The sequence below is a fragment of the Veillonellaceae bacterium genome, from assembly GCA_012523975.1.
GTDB lineage: Bacteria > Bacillota > Negativicutes > JAAYSF01 > JAAYSF01 > JAAYSF01.
On record JAAYSF010000014.1, the window covers coordinates 14,040 to 30,269 of the forward strand.

General features: G+C 48.0%; 18 protein-coding genes. All 18 read left to right on the forward strand.

Annotated features, from left to right (window positions below):
• Positions 1 to 810, forward strand: coding sequence for a pur operon repressor (gene purR, locus GX348_01780; protein NLP40916.1), 810 nt, complete (start codon positions 1 to 3; stop codon positions 808 to 810).
• A gap of 37 nt (positions 811 to 847) precedes the next feature.
• Complete coding sequence (locus GX348_01785) at positions 848 to 2,059, forward strand: threonine ammonia-lyase (GenBank protein NLP40917.1); 1,212 nt, start codon at positions 848 to 850, stop codon at positions 2,057 to 2,059.
• Between the two features lie 133 nt (positions 2,060 to 2,192).
• A complete protein-coding gene (gene glmU, locus GX348_01790) occupies positions 2,193 to 3,560 on the forward strand; it encodes a bifunctional UDP-N-acetylglucosamine diphosphorylase/glucosamine-1-phosphate N-acetyltransferase GlmU (protein ID NLP40918.1) in 1,368 nt (455 codons plus the stop codon).
• Positions 3,561 to 3,612: 52 nt separating this feature from the next.
• Entirely contained in the window at positions 3,613 to 4,566 is a 954-nt protein-coding gene (locus GX348_01795; GenBank protein NLP40919.1) for a ribose-phosphate pyrophosphokinase, read from the forward strand.
• 249 nt (positions 4,567 to 4,815) lie between these two features.
• Positions 4,816 to 5,442: a GNAT family N-acetyltransferase gene (locus tag GX348_01800; GenBank protein ID NLP40920.1), complete on the forward strand. Its 627-nt coding sequence runs from the start codon at positions 4,816 to 4,818 to the stop codon at positions 5,440 to 5,442.
• Positions 5,443 to 5,446: 4 nt separating this feature from the next.
• On the forward strand, positions 5,447 to 6,268 hold the full coding sequence (locus tag GX348_01805) for a polysaccharide deacetylase family protein (GenBank protein NLP40921.1): 822 nt from the start codon (positions 5,447 to 5,449) through the stop codon (positions 6,266 to 6,268).
• A 2-nt stretch (positions 6,269 to 6,270) separates the two neighbouring features.
• Complete coding sequence (locus tag GX348_01810; GenBank protein NLP40922.1) at positions 6,271 to 6,828, forward strand: aminoacyl-tRNA hydrolase; 558 nt, start codon at positions 6,271 to 6,273, stop codon at positions 6,826 to 6,828.
• A gap of 10 nt (positions 6,829 to 6,838) precedes the next feature.
• Positions 6,839 to 8,080, forward strand: coding sequence for a radical SAM protein (locus GX348_01815; GenBank protein NLP40923.1), 1,242 nt, complete (start codon positions 6,839 to 6,841; stop codon positions 8,078 to 8,080).
• Positions 8,081 to 8,214: 134 nt separating this feature from the next.
• Positions 8,215 to 8,412 carry a 50S ribosomal protein L31 gene (gene rpmE / locus GX348_01820; protein ID NLP40924.1) on the forward strand — a complete coding sequence of 66 codons (198 nt, stop codon included), beginning with the start codon at positions 8,215 to 8,217 and terminating at the stop codon, positions 8,410 to 8,412.
• 44 nt (positions 8,413 to 8,456) lie between these two features.
• Entirely contained in the window at positions 8,457 to 9,377 is a 921-nt protein-coding gene (locus tag GX348_01825) for a DUF1385 domain-containing protein (GenBank protein NLP40925.1), read from the forward strand.
• Between the two features lie 301 nt (positions 9,378 to 9,678).
• Complete coding sequence (gene prfA, locus GX348_01830; GenBank protein NLP40926.1) at positions 9,679 to 10,746, forward strand: peptide chain release factor 1; 1,068 nt, start codon at positions 9,679 to 9,681, stop codon at positions 10,744 to 10,746.
• Positions 10,747 to 10,748: 2 nt separating this feature from the next.
• Positions 10,749 to 11,624 carry a peptide chain release factor N(5)-glutamine methyltransferase gene (gene prmC / locus GX348_01835; GenBank protein ID NLP40927.1) on the forward strand — a complete coding sequence of 292 codons (876 nt, stop codon included), beginning with the start codon at positions 10,749 to 10,751 and terminating at the stop codon, positions 11,622 to 11,624.
• Entirely contained in the window at positions 11,625 to 12,671 is a 1,047-nt protein-coding gene (locus tag GX348_01840; GenBank protein NLP40928.1) for a threonylcarbamoyl-AMP synthase, read from the forward strand.
• Between the two features lie 72 nt (positions 12,672 to 12,743).
• Entirely contained in the window at positions 12,744 to 13,343 is a 600-nt protein-coding gene (locus tag GX348_01845; GenBank protein ID NLP40929.1) for a hypothetical protein, read from the forward strand.
• Between the two features lie 69 nt (positions 13,344 to 13,412).
• Entirely contained in the window at positions 13,413 to 13,883 is a 471-nt protein-coding gene (locus GX348_01850; protein ID NLP40930.1) for a low molecular weight protein arginine phosphatase, read from the forward strand.
• A gap of 39 nt (positions 13,884 to 13,922) precedes the next feature.
• Positions 13,923 to 14,360: a ribose 5-phosphate isomerase B gene (gene rpiB, locus GX348_01855; protein NLP40931.1), complete on the forward strand. Its 438-nt coding sequence runs from the start codon at positions 13,923 to 13,925 to the stop codon at positions 14,358 to 14,360.
• A gap of 28 nt (positions 14,361 to 14,388) precedes the next feature.
• Entirely contained in the window at positions 14,389 to 14,940 is a 552-nt protein-coding gene (locus GX348_01860; protein NLP40932.1) for a TIGR01440 family protein, read from the forward strand.
• Between the two features lie 36 nt (positions 14,941 to 14,976).
• Complete coding sequence (locus GX348_01865; protein ID NLP40933.1) at positions 14,977 to 16,209, forward strand: serine hydroxymethyltransferase; 1,233 nt, start codon at positions 14,977 to 14,979, stop codon at positions 16,207 to 16,209.
• Positions 16,210 to 16,230 lie beyond the last annotated feature (21 nt).

Consider the following 16,230-nt stretch of genomic DNA (forward strand, 5'->3'; position numbering starts at 1 on the left):
ATGAATAAAGTACGGAGAATTGAGCGGATAGCGGCTTTGACTAAGTTGCTTGTCGATGCGCCGGGGCGATTATTTCCGTTAAGCCATTTTAGTGAAATATTTGGGACCGCTAAATCGACTTTAAGTGAGGACTTGGTAACCGTTAAGCATGCGATGCAGCAGTTCGGTCTTGGAACACTTGAAACCGTCGCCGGAGCAGCAGGCGGAGTGCGGTTTGTCCCGGCTTTAAGTCAGCAGGCTATGAACGGTATATTGGCTGATTTGGCATTGCGGTTGGCGGAGCCTGAACGGATTATTCCCGGCGGTTTTTTATATATGACTGATTTATTATTTACACCGAATTTAATGGTGCCAGTCGGCGAGATATTCATGACAAAATTTGCGCATCTCTCGCCTGATTACATAATGACTGTTGAGACCAAAGGAATTCCCTTGGCCATGATGACGGCACGAGCATTTGGCCTGCCGTTGGTTATTGCTCGGCAAGGCAGCAAAGTGACTGAGGGCCCTTCAGTAAGTATTAACTATGTATCAGGTTCAACTAAGCGTATTCAGACAATGTCCTTGCCCAAGCGAGCGCTGCCGACTGGAGCTAAGGCGTTAATCATTGATGATTTTATGAAAGCGGGGGGCACAGCTCAAGGGATGGTTGATTTGGCTAATGAAGTAGGCGCCGAAGTTACGGGTATCGGTGTACTTGTAGCTACCGCTGAGCCTGCTGAAAAATTAGTCAAAGACTATCTGCCGCTGCTTATTTTATATGATGTAAATCAGCATACTAAGAAAACAGATATTAGACCAGCCTTATAAATCGTGTCTATAGTTATATCGGTCGGGAGGTTAAACGATGACTAATACTATCACTTTAACTGATATACAAGAAGCTCATTCGGCCATGCAAGGCGTTGTTCATCGCACGCCGCTTGATCGCAGTGTTACCTTTAGCGAGATGACGGGTGCGCAGGTTTTTTTAAAGCTGGAAAACCTGCAAAAAACAGGATCGTTCAAAATTCGCGGCGCCTACAATAAAATCCGGCTGTTAACTGCAGCTGAGAAAGCCAAAGGTGTTATCGCAGCCTCGGCCGGTAATCATGCCCAAGGGGTAGCATTTGCCGCAGCTCGGGCTAACACTAAAGCGACCATTGTAATGCCCGAAGTTGCTCCGCTGGCCAAAATTATGGCTACTCGGGGTTATGGCGCTGAAGTTGTTTTAAGTGGTACGGTATATGATGATGCCTATGCAAAGGCCTTGGAAATTCAAAAAGCCAGTGGGCAAACCTTTATGCACGCTTTTAATGACTGGGGCGTTATCGCCGGTCAGGGTACGGTAGGACTTGAAATACTGGAAGACCTGCCGGATGTTTCAGCAATTGTCGTTCCAATTGGTGGGGGCGGGCTGATTGCGGGGATTGCCGCGGCCGTAAAGGAAAAAGCACCGCATGTTAAAGTTTACGGCGTTCAGGCCCAAGGCGCCCCGGCAATGTATATTTCGAAAAAAGAGCATACCATCCGTACTACGCCGGATGCTGTTACTATGGCTGACGGCATTGCGGTAAAAGTGCCGGGCGATTTGACCTTTTCAATAATTGATAAATATGTCGATGACATCGTTGTCGTTGATGACGAATTAATCGCCAGCACTATTCTAATGCTGCTTGAACGGGCTAAGATGATGGTTGAAGGGGCGGGCGCAGTAAGCTTAGCCGCTGTCTTAAATAATAAGCTTCCGCTTAAGAACAAGGTTGCCAGTGTTATTTCGGGGGGGAATATCGACGTAAATTTCATTGCGCGGATTATCGAACGCGGTCTTGTCAAGGCCGGACGGCGGATTAAAATCTCAGCGCTTATTATGGACCGGCCGGGCGTGCTTCAGCATTTGTTAACAGTGGTTGCCAAGCAGCGCGCTAATGTTATTAATGTTTACCATGACCGGGTCGAACGCAATGTACCAATTGGCCAGGCGGTAGTCGAAATAAGCTTAGAAACGCGCGACGCGCTGCATACTGAACAGATACTTTCAAGTTTACGCCAAGAAGGTTTTAATGCGGAAGTTATATAAGGCGTCCTTGAGAGGACGCTTTTTTAGCAATTACTAATTCTAAATACTTGCAGGAATTTATCTAATAATGTCGAAAATCCTAATGTTTGTTCGTGTCTTATCCTAATGTGTAAGCAAGAATGGGGGAACGGTGATGTCAGATTTGCTGGCAGTAATTCTGGCGGCGGGTAAGGGTACTCGCATGAAGTCAGCTTTACCCAAAGTGCTCCACCAAGTTGGCGGTAAAGCTATGGTTGAGCATGTGCTGGATGCAGCAAATAGCGCTGGTTCATCCAGGAATATAGTTATTATTGGCTTCGGCGCTGAAAAAGTTCAGGAGAAATTGGGCGAACGGGCTGAATTTGTCGTTCAGGCTGAACAGCTTGGCACTGGCCACGCAGTGCAGCAGACAGCTGAGCTCCTTGCTGAATACAACGGAACAGTTATGGTGCTGTGCGGTGATACACCATTGTTAGAAGGCAAGATGCTGGCCAAGCTATATGCCGAGCATAAAGCCAAGGCCGCAGCAGCTACTGTATTGACGGCCATAATGCCTGATCCTGCTGGGTATGGCCGGGTTATCCGCGATCAAAGCGGACAGGTTGTCAAGATTGTTGAGCAAAAAGACGCATCACCGGCTGAACTTGCTGTAAATGAAGTAAATACCGGCATCTATTGTTTCGAGCGGGCAGCGTTGTTTGATGCTCTCGCCGGAATAAACTGTGCAAACAATCAGGGCGAGTATTATCTGACCGATGTTATCGGCATTCTGGCAGGTCAGAAGGCAACAGTGTGGGCGGTCGCTGCCGCAGAGTATGAACAAACGCTGGGAATAAACTCACGGGTGCAGCTTGCGCAGGCTGAAAGAATTATCCGGAACAGGAAACTTCAGCAGCTCATGGAGAATGGTGTTACAATTATGGACCCTGCTTCTACGTTTGTTGATAACGACGTAATAATTGGTAGCGATACCGTTATTTACCCGTTCACATGGCTTGAAGGCAATACGACAATTGGTAGCAATTGTGAAATCGGACCTAACACCCGTTTGCAGAATACCAAAGTTGGCGATAATGTTGTCCTTAATATTACATATGCTCACGATTGCCAAGTCAGTGATAATGCAACCGTCGGCCCCTATGTTCATTTACGTCCCAATACGGTGCTGTCTCAGGGGGTAAAGGTCGGCAACTTTGTCGAAGTCAAGAATTCCACTGTGGGTAAAAACAGCAAAATTCCGCATCTCAGCTATATTGGTGATACCGATATGGGCGAGCGTGTAAATATTGGTTCGGGGACAATAACAGTTAATTACGACGGCAAACATAAGCATCGGACTGTTATTGAAGATGAGACATTTATCGGCTGTAATACTAACTTAGTTGCGCCGGTAAGAGTAGGCAGCGGCGCCTATGTGGCTGCCGGTTCGACGATTACTAAGGATGTGCCGGCCGATGCGCTGGGGGTTGCCCGGGCCCGGCAGAACAACATTGATGGCTGGGCGAAAAAACGCAAAGCGTAACCATTGCCAAACAGAAAAATTCTGTAATAACAATGACGCGGAGGTATATTTAATGATTTTAGAAGACAGTAAGAAGTTGCGTATCTTTACCGGTAACTCTAATCCTGCACTTGCTCATGAGATTGCCGAGTATTTAGGAGTAAAGGTAGGCAACGCTTTTGTCGGACACTTTAATAATGGTGAAACACAGGTCATCATTGATGAAAGTGTTCGCGGTAAGGAAGTTTTTATTATTCAATCAACATCACAGCCTGTTAACGACAGTGTTATGGAGCTGCTCGTTATGGTTGATGCCGTGAAGCGGGCATCGGCCAACCATATCACGGCTGTAATTCCGTATTACGCTTACGCCCGGCAAGACCGCAAAACCCGCGGCCGTGAGCCGATTTCAGCAAAGCTGATGGCCAACCTATTAACTACTGCCGGTGTTACCCGTGTGGTAACGATGGACTTGCATGCCGGACAAATTCAAGGTTTCTTTGATATTCCAGTAGATCATTTGCCTGGCGTACCTATTCTGGCTGATTATATAGCATCGAAAAAGCTGGATGATTTGATTGTAGTTTCGCCTGATTTAGGCGGCGTTACCAGAGCGCGGCAATTGGCCGACCGCCTGCAAGCGCCAATCGCTATTATCGAAAAACGGCGGCCGATGCCCGGCGTTGCCGAAGTAATGAACCTAATCGGCAGCGTTGAAGGCAAAACTGCCGTGATTATAGACGATATTGTTGACACAGCCGGCTCTCTTACCGAAGGAGCGCGGGCTCTCGAACGCCTTGGGGCCAAAGAAGTGTATGCTTGCTGTACGCATCCCGTACTTAGCAACCCGGCGGTCGAACGCATTAACAACTCAAACATTAAAGAGCTAATTGTTACTAACACAATTCCGCTGCCGCCGGAAAAGCAAAGCCCGAAAATCAAGGTGTTATCAGTTGCACCATTATTAGGTGAAGCCATTGTTCGAATTTTCGGCGAGCTGTCGATCAGCAAATTGTTCGACCAATAGGCACTAACGATAAGTATTAAGTAAGATAAACGAGATTGCCACGTCCCTTCAGTCGCGCAATGACAAGCTAAATGTCAGCGCGAGCCGAGCGTGGCGATCTCGTTTTTTGTCTATTCCCTATTACGGGGACAGTTAAACTACACAAACAAAGGTGCGAAGCTTCAGAAGACGACTGCTGCCAACTCCTATTTAAGTGAAGTGGCTAAAGAATACCGCCTTGTGGTATAATTCCATTGAGGCGGTGAGGGTATGGTTCAAATAGTGATTGAAAACGCAAATGAGCAGGATGTGCCGGCAATTGCCGCCCTGTTTACTGAGAGTTTTAAGGAAAGCGTCCTTCATCATTGCGGACGTTTGCCCAAACCGTTGGCTATGCAGGACGTCTTTTCGCTTGTTTACCAAGCTGAGCCTGCTGCGGCATTTGTAGCTCGCTCGGGCAGCGAGGTAATCGGCTATTGTTTTGCGCCGGTTAATTTGTCTGCTCTATGGATGCGTGCCATAACCGGCGGTCATATTATAAAATGGGCGTGGCGCTGGCTGACTGGCCGCTATGGCTTCGGCCTGCACCCGGTAAAGATAATTATCCTGAATAAAATTGCCTTCTTGTGTTCGTCGGTTAAACCTGGTAAAGCAGCTAATGCCCGCATTCTTTCAATTGCTGTGGCTGAATCCTACCGCGGGCAGGGGGTTGCTTCAAGGCTGATGAAGGCTGCGCTTGAATATTTTAAGGCTAATAATGCATCCTTGGTGCGTTTGGAGGTAAGACCCGATAATGCTCCCGCGGTCAAGGTTTATAAAAACTTGGGCTTTGTCGAAGGGGGAACTACGCGCGATTCGCAAGGTGATTGGTTGATAATGTTCAAAGAAATGGAGTAAAACCATGTTTGACTTAAATATGAGGCTTATTAGCATGCTCGGTCTGCTTACCGTAATCGTATTGGCTGGACTGATTTTTGATTATTTTCATAGACTGCGCCGACCGGTGAGGTTGGGGATGTGGGTAGCCATTCTGGGCATTATTGCCGGTATCGGCCTGACCCTAAGCGCCGTACTGCCGGACAACCATGTTTACGGCACTGTTTTTTTAGAAGGGCAGCCCGACCGCAAAGTAGTGGCACTTACCTTCGATGACGGTCCTTATCCGCCGTACACCGAGCAGATTTTGGATATATTAAAGGAATATCAAGTACCGGCCACCTTTTTTGTTGTTGGACGGAATGTTGAAAAACATCCTGAGTTAGTGCTTCGCATTAAGCAGGAAGGCCACCAAATCGGTAATCATACTTACAACCATATTGATTTATTAAAGGCTGACCGCAATATAATGGAGCGCGAGATTGACCGCACCAACAAGGTAATTACCGACATAACCGGCCATGCGCCGCAGATTGTCCGACCGCCGCACGGGTTCCGTGATCCAGTAGTGATGGAAGTTATGGCTGACCGCAAACTTAAAGTAGTTGAGTGGTCCGTTATGAGCAGAGACTGGACTAATCCCGGTGTTGAGGCCATTGTCAATAGAACGGTTAGTAAAGTGCAGAATGGCTCAGTAATTTTACTGCACGATGGTGACGGGATTGCGTCTAAGGCTTCGCGGGCCCAGACAGTAGAGGCAACCCGACTTATTATCCGCGAATTAACAGCTCAGGGATATAAATTTGTTACTGTTGATGAAATTTTAACCAATCTGGAGGATACTTAAAAGTGAAAATAGTAGTTGGGTTAGGAAACCCTGGTGCCGAATACAGTGAGACACGGCATAATGCTGGTTTTATGGTAGTGGACGAGCTGGCCCGGCGGTGGGAACTTGATAACTGGCGCAGCAAGCACCAGGCATTAGTTTCGGAATATCGGGGCAAAGAGCAAGTGCTGCTGGTCAAGCCTCAGACCTATATGAATTTAAGCGGCAACGCCGTTGGTGAAATAGCCCGCTGGTACAAGGTTGCGGCAGAGGACGTAATTGTTGCCTACGATGACCTTGATTTGCCGGCAGGTAAACTTCGTCTCCGGGTAAAAGGCGGTTCGGGTGGGCATCGTGGCATTGAATCGCTGTTAACACATTGGGGACAGGATAGCTTTATCAGGGTCAGAGTTGGTATCGGCCGGCCGCCTGTCGGGTGGGAAGTCGTAAATTATGTACTTGGCCGATTCTCAGCTGATGAAACTCCGCTTGTGCAAGAGGCTGTCAAAAAAGCAGCTGATGCTATTGAGAGCATGATTAATGACGGCATTAATAAGGCCATGAATAAGTATAATAAGTGAGTGATTTAATTTGTTGACAGCATTATATGCCGACAGCCGGGGTGAAATTTTTGATGCCCCGGGTTATGAAGCAGTTGGACGGGTTGCTAATGAGCATGCTCTTTTAGAGCCTGAGGATATGATACCGCTCCCCGAGGGTGCTGACCTTATGTTTTTGCCGGGACGACCAGCGCTTGCCGCGCGCAAGGGTAAGATTGAGGCTATTTCATCAGGACTAATGGCCGTCGCGGCCATACTGCCGGCAGGCTATACCAGAACACAACTGCCAGCTTTTCAGAAAAGTCCTGATGCGCCGACGCTGCCGCTCTACGGTTATACAGCAGTTGCCCTTTATAACGACGAAATATACGTAGCGGCCGTTAAGACTGATGATAATGCCAAATGGCATCCACTAAAATACAATACGCCTGGCATGAAGAAAAAGGTGAGCAAGATTAAACGCGAGCTTGAAGGTAACCGGATCGTCAAGCAGTTGGCGCATTGCTCGCTTAAATGGCACTGCTGCACCGCGCAAAACTTGTTTTATCGGCGCTGGGAAGCCGGGATTCCAACCTCGCCGGCCTGTAATGCCAATTGTTTTGGCTGTATCTCGCTACAACCTTCGGAGTGCTGTCCGTCGCCTCAAAGCCGAATTGACTTCAGACCTACCCCGGAAGAAATAGCTGCAGTCGGCGTTTTTCATCTGTCAGCGGCGCCTGAGCCCATTGTGAGTTTTGGGCAGGGTTGTGAAGGTGAACCGGCATTGGCGGCCGATAATATTGCTGCCGGGATAAAATTAATGCGGGCGCAAACACAATCTGGAGTTATTAATATAAATACTAATGCTGGCTATACTGAAGGTATTAAGAAAATTGTGGACGCTGGTCTCGACAGTATGCGAGTCAGCATCATCAGCGCTATTCCTGAGACATACCAAGCTTACTATCGCGGCAATTATAGTTTGGATAATGTCAAAGCTTCGATTAAATACGCCAAGGACAAAGGAATTTATATTTCGCTCAATATGCTGTTTTTCCCAGGTCTGAACGATCGTCCGGAAGAGGCTGCGGCTTGGGGAAATTTTATTGAGGAAACCAAGATAGACATGATTCAACTGCGCAACCTCAATGTCGACCCGGATGCCTTTCTGGCAATAATGCCTGAGGGCAGTACGAAGCCGATTGGAGTCCGCAAATTCTTAGCTGAGCTTGGGGAAAAATTCCCAGGCGTCAGAGTGGGAAGTTTTAGCCGATATATTGATAAGAAGGCTTAAACAATGTTGCACATAAAAAAATGGTATGCTATAATTGTCTGGTACGAAAACCAAAGTGGCTAATAATCATGCCCGTGCATGAGCTATACTTAGAAAAAACCCGCCGCTGAGGGAATAAAGTGAGGTGCAAACTAATGAAAGAAAAAATTCATCCTAATTTCAATGAAGCGAAAGTAATCTGCGGTTGTGGCAACACTTTTACAACCGGTTCAATTAAAAAAGAACTGCGTGTTGACGTCTGCTCAAAATGCCATCCGTTCTTCACCGGGCAGCAGCGTAATATCACTGCCGGCGGACGTATTGAGAAATTCAATAAGCGTTACGGCCAATAAGGCTAAGGTGGTAGCAGAGCAGAAATGCTCTGCTACAATTGTATATGCATCTTATTTTAATAGGCGTTAAGGACTTGCCTTTAAACGCCGGAAGGAGGAGTACCGTGCCGAAACCATCTATCGGAGGTCAAGCGGTAATCGAAGGCGTCATGATGCGCGGCCCAAGCCAAATCGCGACAGCAGTCCGTGAGCCGTCCGGCCAGATAACCATAAAGACTGAACCGCTCAAGTCAATAACCGACCGGTATCCTATCCTTAAGAAACCCATGCTGCGCGGTGTAGTAGCCCTGGTCGAATCCTTGGTCTACGGGCTCAAAGCACTGTCATTCTCAGCTCAGGCAGCCGGCGAAGAAGATGAACAGTTATCAACAAAAGAAATCGTTGTGACCATGCTGTTTTCCCTTGGCTTGGCCATTGTTCTGTTTGTGATAATTCCAACCGGCGCCGCAAAATATATTCATAGTGCGATTACCGATCCTGTTATGCTGAATTTATTTGAAGGTGTTTTACGATTGGTGATTTTTCTGGCCTATGTTGCCGGGATATCCATGATGAAAGATATCCAGCGGGTATTTGAATACCATGGCGCTGAGCATAAGACAATTCATGCCTATGAGGCAGGAGTACCGCTCGATGTCGAACATGTCCGGCAGTTTAGCACGCTGCATCCACGATGCGGTACCAACTTTCTTCTGATTGTTATGATTGTCAGCATTGTAGTATTTGCTTTTCTCGGCTGGCCTGATCTGTGGCTGAGAATTGCTTCTCGAATTGTGCTCATGCCGCTTGTTGCCGGTATTGCTTACGAAATTATTCGGTTTGCCGGACGCAGCCAGAATAAATGGGTAATGTACGCCATTCTGCCCGGTCTGTGGCTGCAAAAACTGACAACCCGTGAACCAAGTGACGACCAAATCGAAGTGGCCATCTCATCATTAGAAGCCGTTCGTCCCATAGAAGAATAATAATTTATGCCTAGACTAAGGGCGTCGATAAGGGCCCAGATGCTAGGCGCGCCGAGATGGTGAGCGAGGCGTACTCCATGTACGTTGAGCGAGCCCTCGCAGGAGTAACGACGCAGGTGAGCCTTTAGTCATAGAAACGTTAAATGAACAATATATGCCTAGACTAAGGGCGTCGATAAGGGTCCAGATGCTAGGCGCGCCAAGAAGGCGAGCGAGGCGTACTCCATGTACGTTGAGCGAGCCCTCGCAGAAGCAACAATGCAGATGGGCCCTTAGCGGCGGCCGTCTTTAGGAGGACAATATGCTGGATAAACTTCAATCCTTTGAAGATAGATATAATGAGCTTGAGTCGCTCATCAGCGACCCTGATGTTATTGCCAATATGACTGAGTGGCAAAAGCATACCAAGGCTCATGCCAAACTAACGCCCATTGTTACCAAGATTCGCGAATACAAAGAGGTGCAGCAGGGAATTAAGGATGCCCTCGAGATGTTAGGCGAAAAACTTGATGATGATTTTCGCGAAATGGTATCTTCGGAATTACACGAGTTAAAGAAAAAAAACGAGGAACTTGAGCAGGAGCTAAAAATTTTGCTTATGCCCAAAGATCCCAATGACGAAAAAAGCGTAATTGTTGAAATCCGGGGCGGCGCAGGCGGCGACGAAGCCGCTTTGTTTGCCGGCGACCTGTTCCGGATGTATACCCGTTATGCCGAGGATAAGGGCTGGCGGACGGAAATCCTTGATGCCAACCCATCGGATTTAGGTGGATTTAAAGAAGTTATCTTTACCGTTGACGGGGACGGCGCGTACAGCAAGCTCAAGTATGAAAGCGGTGTGCACCGTGTGCAGCGGGTTCCGACAACCGAGTCCAGCGGCCGGATTCACACCTCAACGGTTACGGTGGCTGTACTGCCTGAGGCTGAAGAAGTCGATATCGACGTAAATCAAAATGATCTCAAAGTAGACACTTATTGTGCCAGCGGCGCAGGCGGTCAGCACGTTAATAGAACTGAATCGGCTGTTCGGATAACTCACTTGCCGACAGGCGTGGTTGTGACTTGTCAGGACGAAAAATCACAGCTGAAAAATCGCGATAAAGCTATGCGCGTGCTAAGAGCCAAGTTGCTTGAACTTGAGCAGGAGAAGCAGCGCAGCGAAGTTGCTGAAACAAGGAAAAACCAAGTCGGTAGCGGTGACCGCAGCGAGCGCATCCGCACTTACAACTTCCCGCAGGGAAGGGTTACCGACCACCGAATTGGCTTAACATTGCATAAATTGGACTTTGTCCTGAACGGGGATATTGATGAGTTAGTCAATGCCCTGATTACCGCCAGTCAAAGTGATCAAATGAAACAGGTTGATTGATGATGGATAAAACAAAAACAACATGGACGATTAGCAGCATTTTAACATGGACTAAGCAGTACTTTAGCGAAAAGGGTGTGGATAATCCGCGCCTTGACGCTGAAGTACTGCTTTCCCGTATTCTTGGCAAAGACCGGCTGTATTTATATGTTAACTTTGATCAGCCGCTGCAGCCGGCTGAGCTTGCAGCTTTCCGCGATGCCGTAAAGCAGCGGGCGGCTCGACAGCCGGTAGCTTATATTATCGGCAGCAAAGAATTTATGGGCCTGAAATTCAAAGTCAGTTCGGCAGTGCTTATTCCTCGTCCCGACACCGAAATACTTGTTGAAACAGCTATCAGCCGTCTTGAAAAAATTTCTAAACCGCGCGTTCTGGATATTGGAACAGGCAGCGGAGCAATAATAATAAGTGTTATTGCCAATTTAAAATCAGCACAAGGCGCAGCTGTAGATATTTCAAAAGAAGCTTTGGCGGTTGCCGCTGACAATGCCCACAGCAACGGTGTAGCAGATCGGCTGGAGTTTTATCGAGGTGACTTGTTTAATCCGGTTGCCGGTCAAAAGTTTGATGCCATATTATCTAACCCGCCGTACATACCAAATGACGATATCGCCGGACTTGAACCCGAGGTTCAGCGTGAACCGAAACTGGCGCTAGCCGGCGGCAAAGACGGATTGGATTATTACCGCCGTTTAATTGACCAAGGCTCAGCTTATCTAGAACCTGGCGGATTTATGGCTTTGGAAGTTGGCATCGGACAAGCCGCCTCTATCGCTGATTTAGCTAAAAAAAACCGCTTGCTCCAAGTCACTGGCATTATAAAAGACTACGCCGGTATTGACCGAGTGGTAGTTCTCGAACAAAGGCAGGATAATTAAATGAAGACAGCAGTTTTCGTTGTAGATAAAGATAATCCGGATAAAGAAAGCCTTGCGCAGGCCGCACAAATCCTCGCCGGGGGCGGTTTGGTTGCGTTTCCGACCGAGACAGTTTACGGTCTGGGTGCCAACGGTCTTGATGAGAAAGCCTCCGGCGGCATTTACCGTGCGAAAGGCCGGCCATCCGACAATCCCTTAATTCTCCATATAGCGGAAAAGTCGGCTCTTAACAATTTGGTAACTGAAATAACTCCCAGCGCTAAAGCCTTAATCGATAAATATTGGCCGGGTCCGCTCACGGTTGTGCTGCCGCGCGCTCAAGTTATCCCTGATATAATAACCGGGGGCTTGGATACTGTAGCGGTACGGATGCCGGACTCGGTTGTAGCCCGTGAACTTATCCGGATGGCCGGAGTGCCGATTGCGGCGCCTAGCGCCAATACTTCAGGGCGGCCAAGCCCGACGACCGCGCAAATGGTTATTGACGATCTCAACGGTAAAATCGATGCCGTTATTGATGCAGGACCCTGCGATGTTGGTGTAGAATCGACCGTAATTGACTGCACAACTGTCGTGCCCACCCTCCTGCGTCCGGGCGGCATCACCTTGGAAATGTTGACCGATACACTTGGCGCCGTTGATCTTGATAAAGCACTGCTAACTAAAGATGCTATTCCCCGCTCGCCCGGTATGAAATATACGCACTACGCTCCCGAGGCACCTATGGCATTAATCGAGGGCCAGCCTGATAAAGTTGTAAGGGAGCTTAAGCGCCAGGTCGAGCAAGCTCTGGCTGAGAACAAGGCAGTGGGCGCAATTGCTGCGCAAGAATCTGTGGCAGTACTGCCGGCAGAAGTTAAAGCGGCAGTTTACGGCCCAAGAGGCTGTGTTGAGCAAATTGCTGCAAATTTATATAGCAGTTTGCGCTATTTTGACAATCATCAAGTTGATATAATTTTTGCCGAAGGCATCTGTGAAGACGGTTTAGGTCTAGCGGTCATGAATCGGATGCGAAAAGCAGCAGGGCATAGGATAATCAAAGTTTAAATTGCCTGGCTATGTGAATGGCATGTATATCGTATAGCGGCTGTTCATATACATTAGGCGGAGGTGGAAACATTGAGTAGTTTGGAGTTAGTGATACTAAGCGTGGCGCTTGGTACCGATCTGTTTTCAGTAGCTATTCCGATCGGCATGAATCGGGTGCCGCCTAGGATTATACTGCGTGCTGCTGCTGTTTTTGCGATATTTCACATTATTATGATATTAACGGGCTTTTATGCCGGCCGGTGGCTAGGCACAGTAGTAGAGCATCTGAGCAGTTATCACATAAACGCGTCGAGTGCGCTTGTCGAGAACTGGGCCAGTATTTTGGGAGCAATCGTTTTAGCCGGGCTTGGTGCTTATATGATAAAAGAAAGTTTGACGGAAGATGATGACGACCAGGTAAAGGGTCATCCACTAAAGGGAGTTACGCTCATTATGCTGGCTACCAGTGTAAGCATCGACGCACTGGCGGCAGGCTTTAGCCTTGGTATGATGGACGTTGATTTATTTAAGCTCAGCGTTATTCTTGGCATCGTCATTTTCGGCATCGCCACGCTTGGCTTAGGCTTAGGGCGGCGACTGGGCCGGTTTATCGGCTCGCGATCGGAAATCGTCGGTGGTTCGGTGCTTATCCTGCTTGGAGCGCATGTACTGTATACTACGCTGACTTAGCAGCAGGATTTTTTGAACTTTGAACCAATCATTATAAAAATGGGATATACTAAGGAAAGGTTGTTAGATATGCTTAGCATATTGGTAGTTTGTACAGGGAATACCTGCCGGAGCCCGATGGCTGAAGCGCTTCTGAAGCAAAAAGCAAAGGAAACCGGTCTGAGCGATAGTGTGCACATTACATCGGCTGGGTTGGCTGCCGGAGGAAAATTTCCGGCATCTCAGGGCGCGCATAGCGTTATGCGGAGGCGGGGACTTGATTTATCTAAGCACCGTTCACATCAATTGGCGCAGCAAGATGTAGAGATGGCCGACCTAATACTTACAATGACAAGAGGCCATAAGCAAGCCATTCTTGCTTTTTTTCCTGAAGTTAAGGACAAGGTATTTACTTTGCCGGAATTTGCCGGAGCCGATAACGATGTAGCCGATCCGTATGGCGGCGATGTACGAGTTTATGATGCTTGTGCTAATCAAATAGTACAATTAGTTGATAAAATATGGGAAAAAATTGTCGCTTTAGCAGGAAATAAAGCCTAAATGGCGAAATTGACCAAGATATAACATGGAGGTATCTCAGTGAAAATAGCAATTGGCAGTGATCATGGCGGTTTCAGGCTTAAAGAAGAAATTAAAGCAATGCTGACCGAAAAGAAAATTGATTTTCAGGATTTTGGCACACATTCTACCGAATCGGTTGATTACCCCGACATTTCCCGTAACATTGCAGAGGCGGTGGCCTTCGGGGATTATGACCGGGGCATTATTATATGCGGGACAGGCATTGGGGTCAGTATTGCCGCCAATAAGATAAAAGGAATCAGAGCGGCGTTATGCAATGATGTATTCTCGGCGCAAATGTCGCGCGAGCATAATGATGCCAACATCTTAACTCTGGGAGAAAGGGTTATCGGTCCAGGACTAGCCTGCATGATTGTTGAGACTTGGCTTGGTGCTGAGTTTGCCGGCGGACGTCACGGCCGGCGGGTCGAAAAAATAGCCGAACTCGAAAAATAAACGGGCGGTACCGCTTAGGGGTGATGATATGGAGACCGAAGTTGCTAATATTGCACGTCAAACTCAAGCGGCGCTGACTGAACTCATTGCGGCAGCCGCGCTCAAGTCAGGCCAAATCGTTGTTATTGGGTGCAGCACCAGCGAAGTGCGTGGCGAAAAAATCGGGTCAGCCGGCTCGGATGAGGTGGCCGCTGCTATCTTAACTGCTTTGCGGCAAACTTTGCAGAATACGGGAATCTTTTTGGCTATCCAGTGCTGTGAGCACCTTAACCGTGCGCTGGTTGTTGAGCGGCAAGTCATGGAGCAGTACAGCCTGGAACAGGTTGCTGTTGTACCTGTTCCAAAGGCGGGCGGGGCACTGGCAGCCCGGGCTATGCGAAGTTTTGACGATGCCATTGTTGTCGAGACAATTGCCGCTAATGCCGGTCTTGATATCGGCAGTACTTTAATTGGTATGCATTTAAAGCGTGTAGCGGTGCCGGTTCGCTTAACGCAAAAATACATAGGGCAGGCTTTTGTTACCGCAGCAAAGACCCGGCCTAAGCTCATCGGCGGCGCGCGCGCCGTTTATGAACTGTAGAGTATATAACGTAGTAAAATATGGAGGTAATGATTAATGAGCACACTTTACGGTATTGATCCAGAAATCGCACGGGCAATAGACCTGGAACTCCAGCGCCAGCAGAACAAGTTGGAATTAATTGCGTCAGAAAACTTTGTCAGTAAGGCTGTCTTAGAAGCACAAGGCTCAGTTTTGACCAATAAATATGCTGAAGGATATCCAGGCAAACGCTACTACGGCGGCTGTGAATATGTTGATATTGTGGAGCAGCTGGCAATCGACAGAGCAAAAGAACTCTTTGGTGCCGAGTTCGTCAACGTCCAGCCCCATTCCGGAGCGCAGGCTAATACGGCAGTATATTTTGCCTGTTTGAATCCCGGCGATACAATTCTAGGTATGAATTTATCGCATGGCGGTCACTTAACACATGGCAGCCCGGTTAATATTTCGGGTAAATACTTCAACATTATTCCGTATGGTGTTGATGCCGAGACTAATCTCATCGACTATGATGAAGTCGAAAGATTAGCAAAAGAGCACAAACCTAAAATGATTGTGGCCGGAGCCAGTGCTTATCCACGGATTATTGACTTTGAACGCATGGGCAAAATTGCGAAAAGCATTGACGCCCTACTGATGGTTGATATGGCTCATATTGCCGGTCTAGTAGCTGCTGGACTGCATCCGACACCGGTCGGTCACGCTGATATAGTAACAACTACAACCCATAAAACCTTGCGCGGCCCACGCGGCGGGATGATTATGTGCCGTGCCGACCTTGGTCCGGCTATTAACAAGGCCATCTTCCCTGGCATTCAGGGCGGGCCATTGATGCATGTAATTGCGGCCAAAGCAGTAGCGTTAAAAGAGGCCATGGGTGAGGAGTTCCGTTTATATCAAGAGCAAGTTGTTAATAATGCTAAAACGCTGGCTCATAAACTTACCGACCTCGGCTTTAAGCTAGTGTCGGGCGGCACTGATAATCACTTAATTCTAGTTGACGTTCGCAAGCAAAATTTGACCGGCAAGCGCGCTGAGCAACTGCTTGATGAAATTGGGGTAACGGTAAATAAAAACACTATTCCGTTTGACCCGGCCAGTCCGTTCGTAACAAGCGGCATTCGCATTGGTACACCGGCCCTTACCTCACGCGGTATGAAGGAAGCCGACATGCTGATTGTGGCCGAAATTATCGGCATGATCTTGAACAACCCTGATGATGCCGAGGCTAAATCACGTGCCATTACCCTTGTCAGCGAACTCTGCCAGAAGCATCCGCTATATTAATACAAATCAAAAGCGGTATAA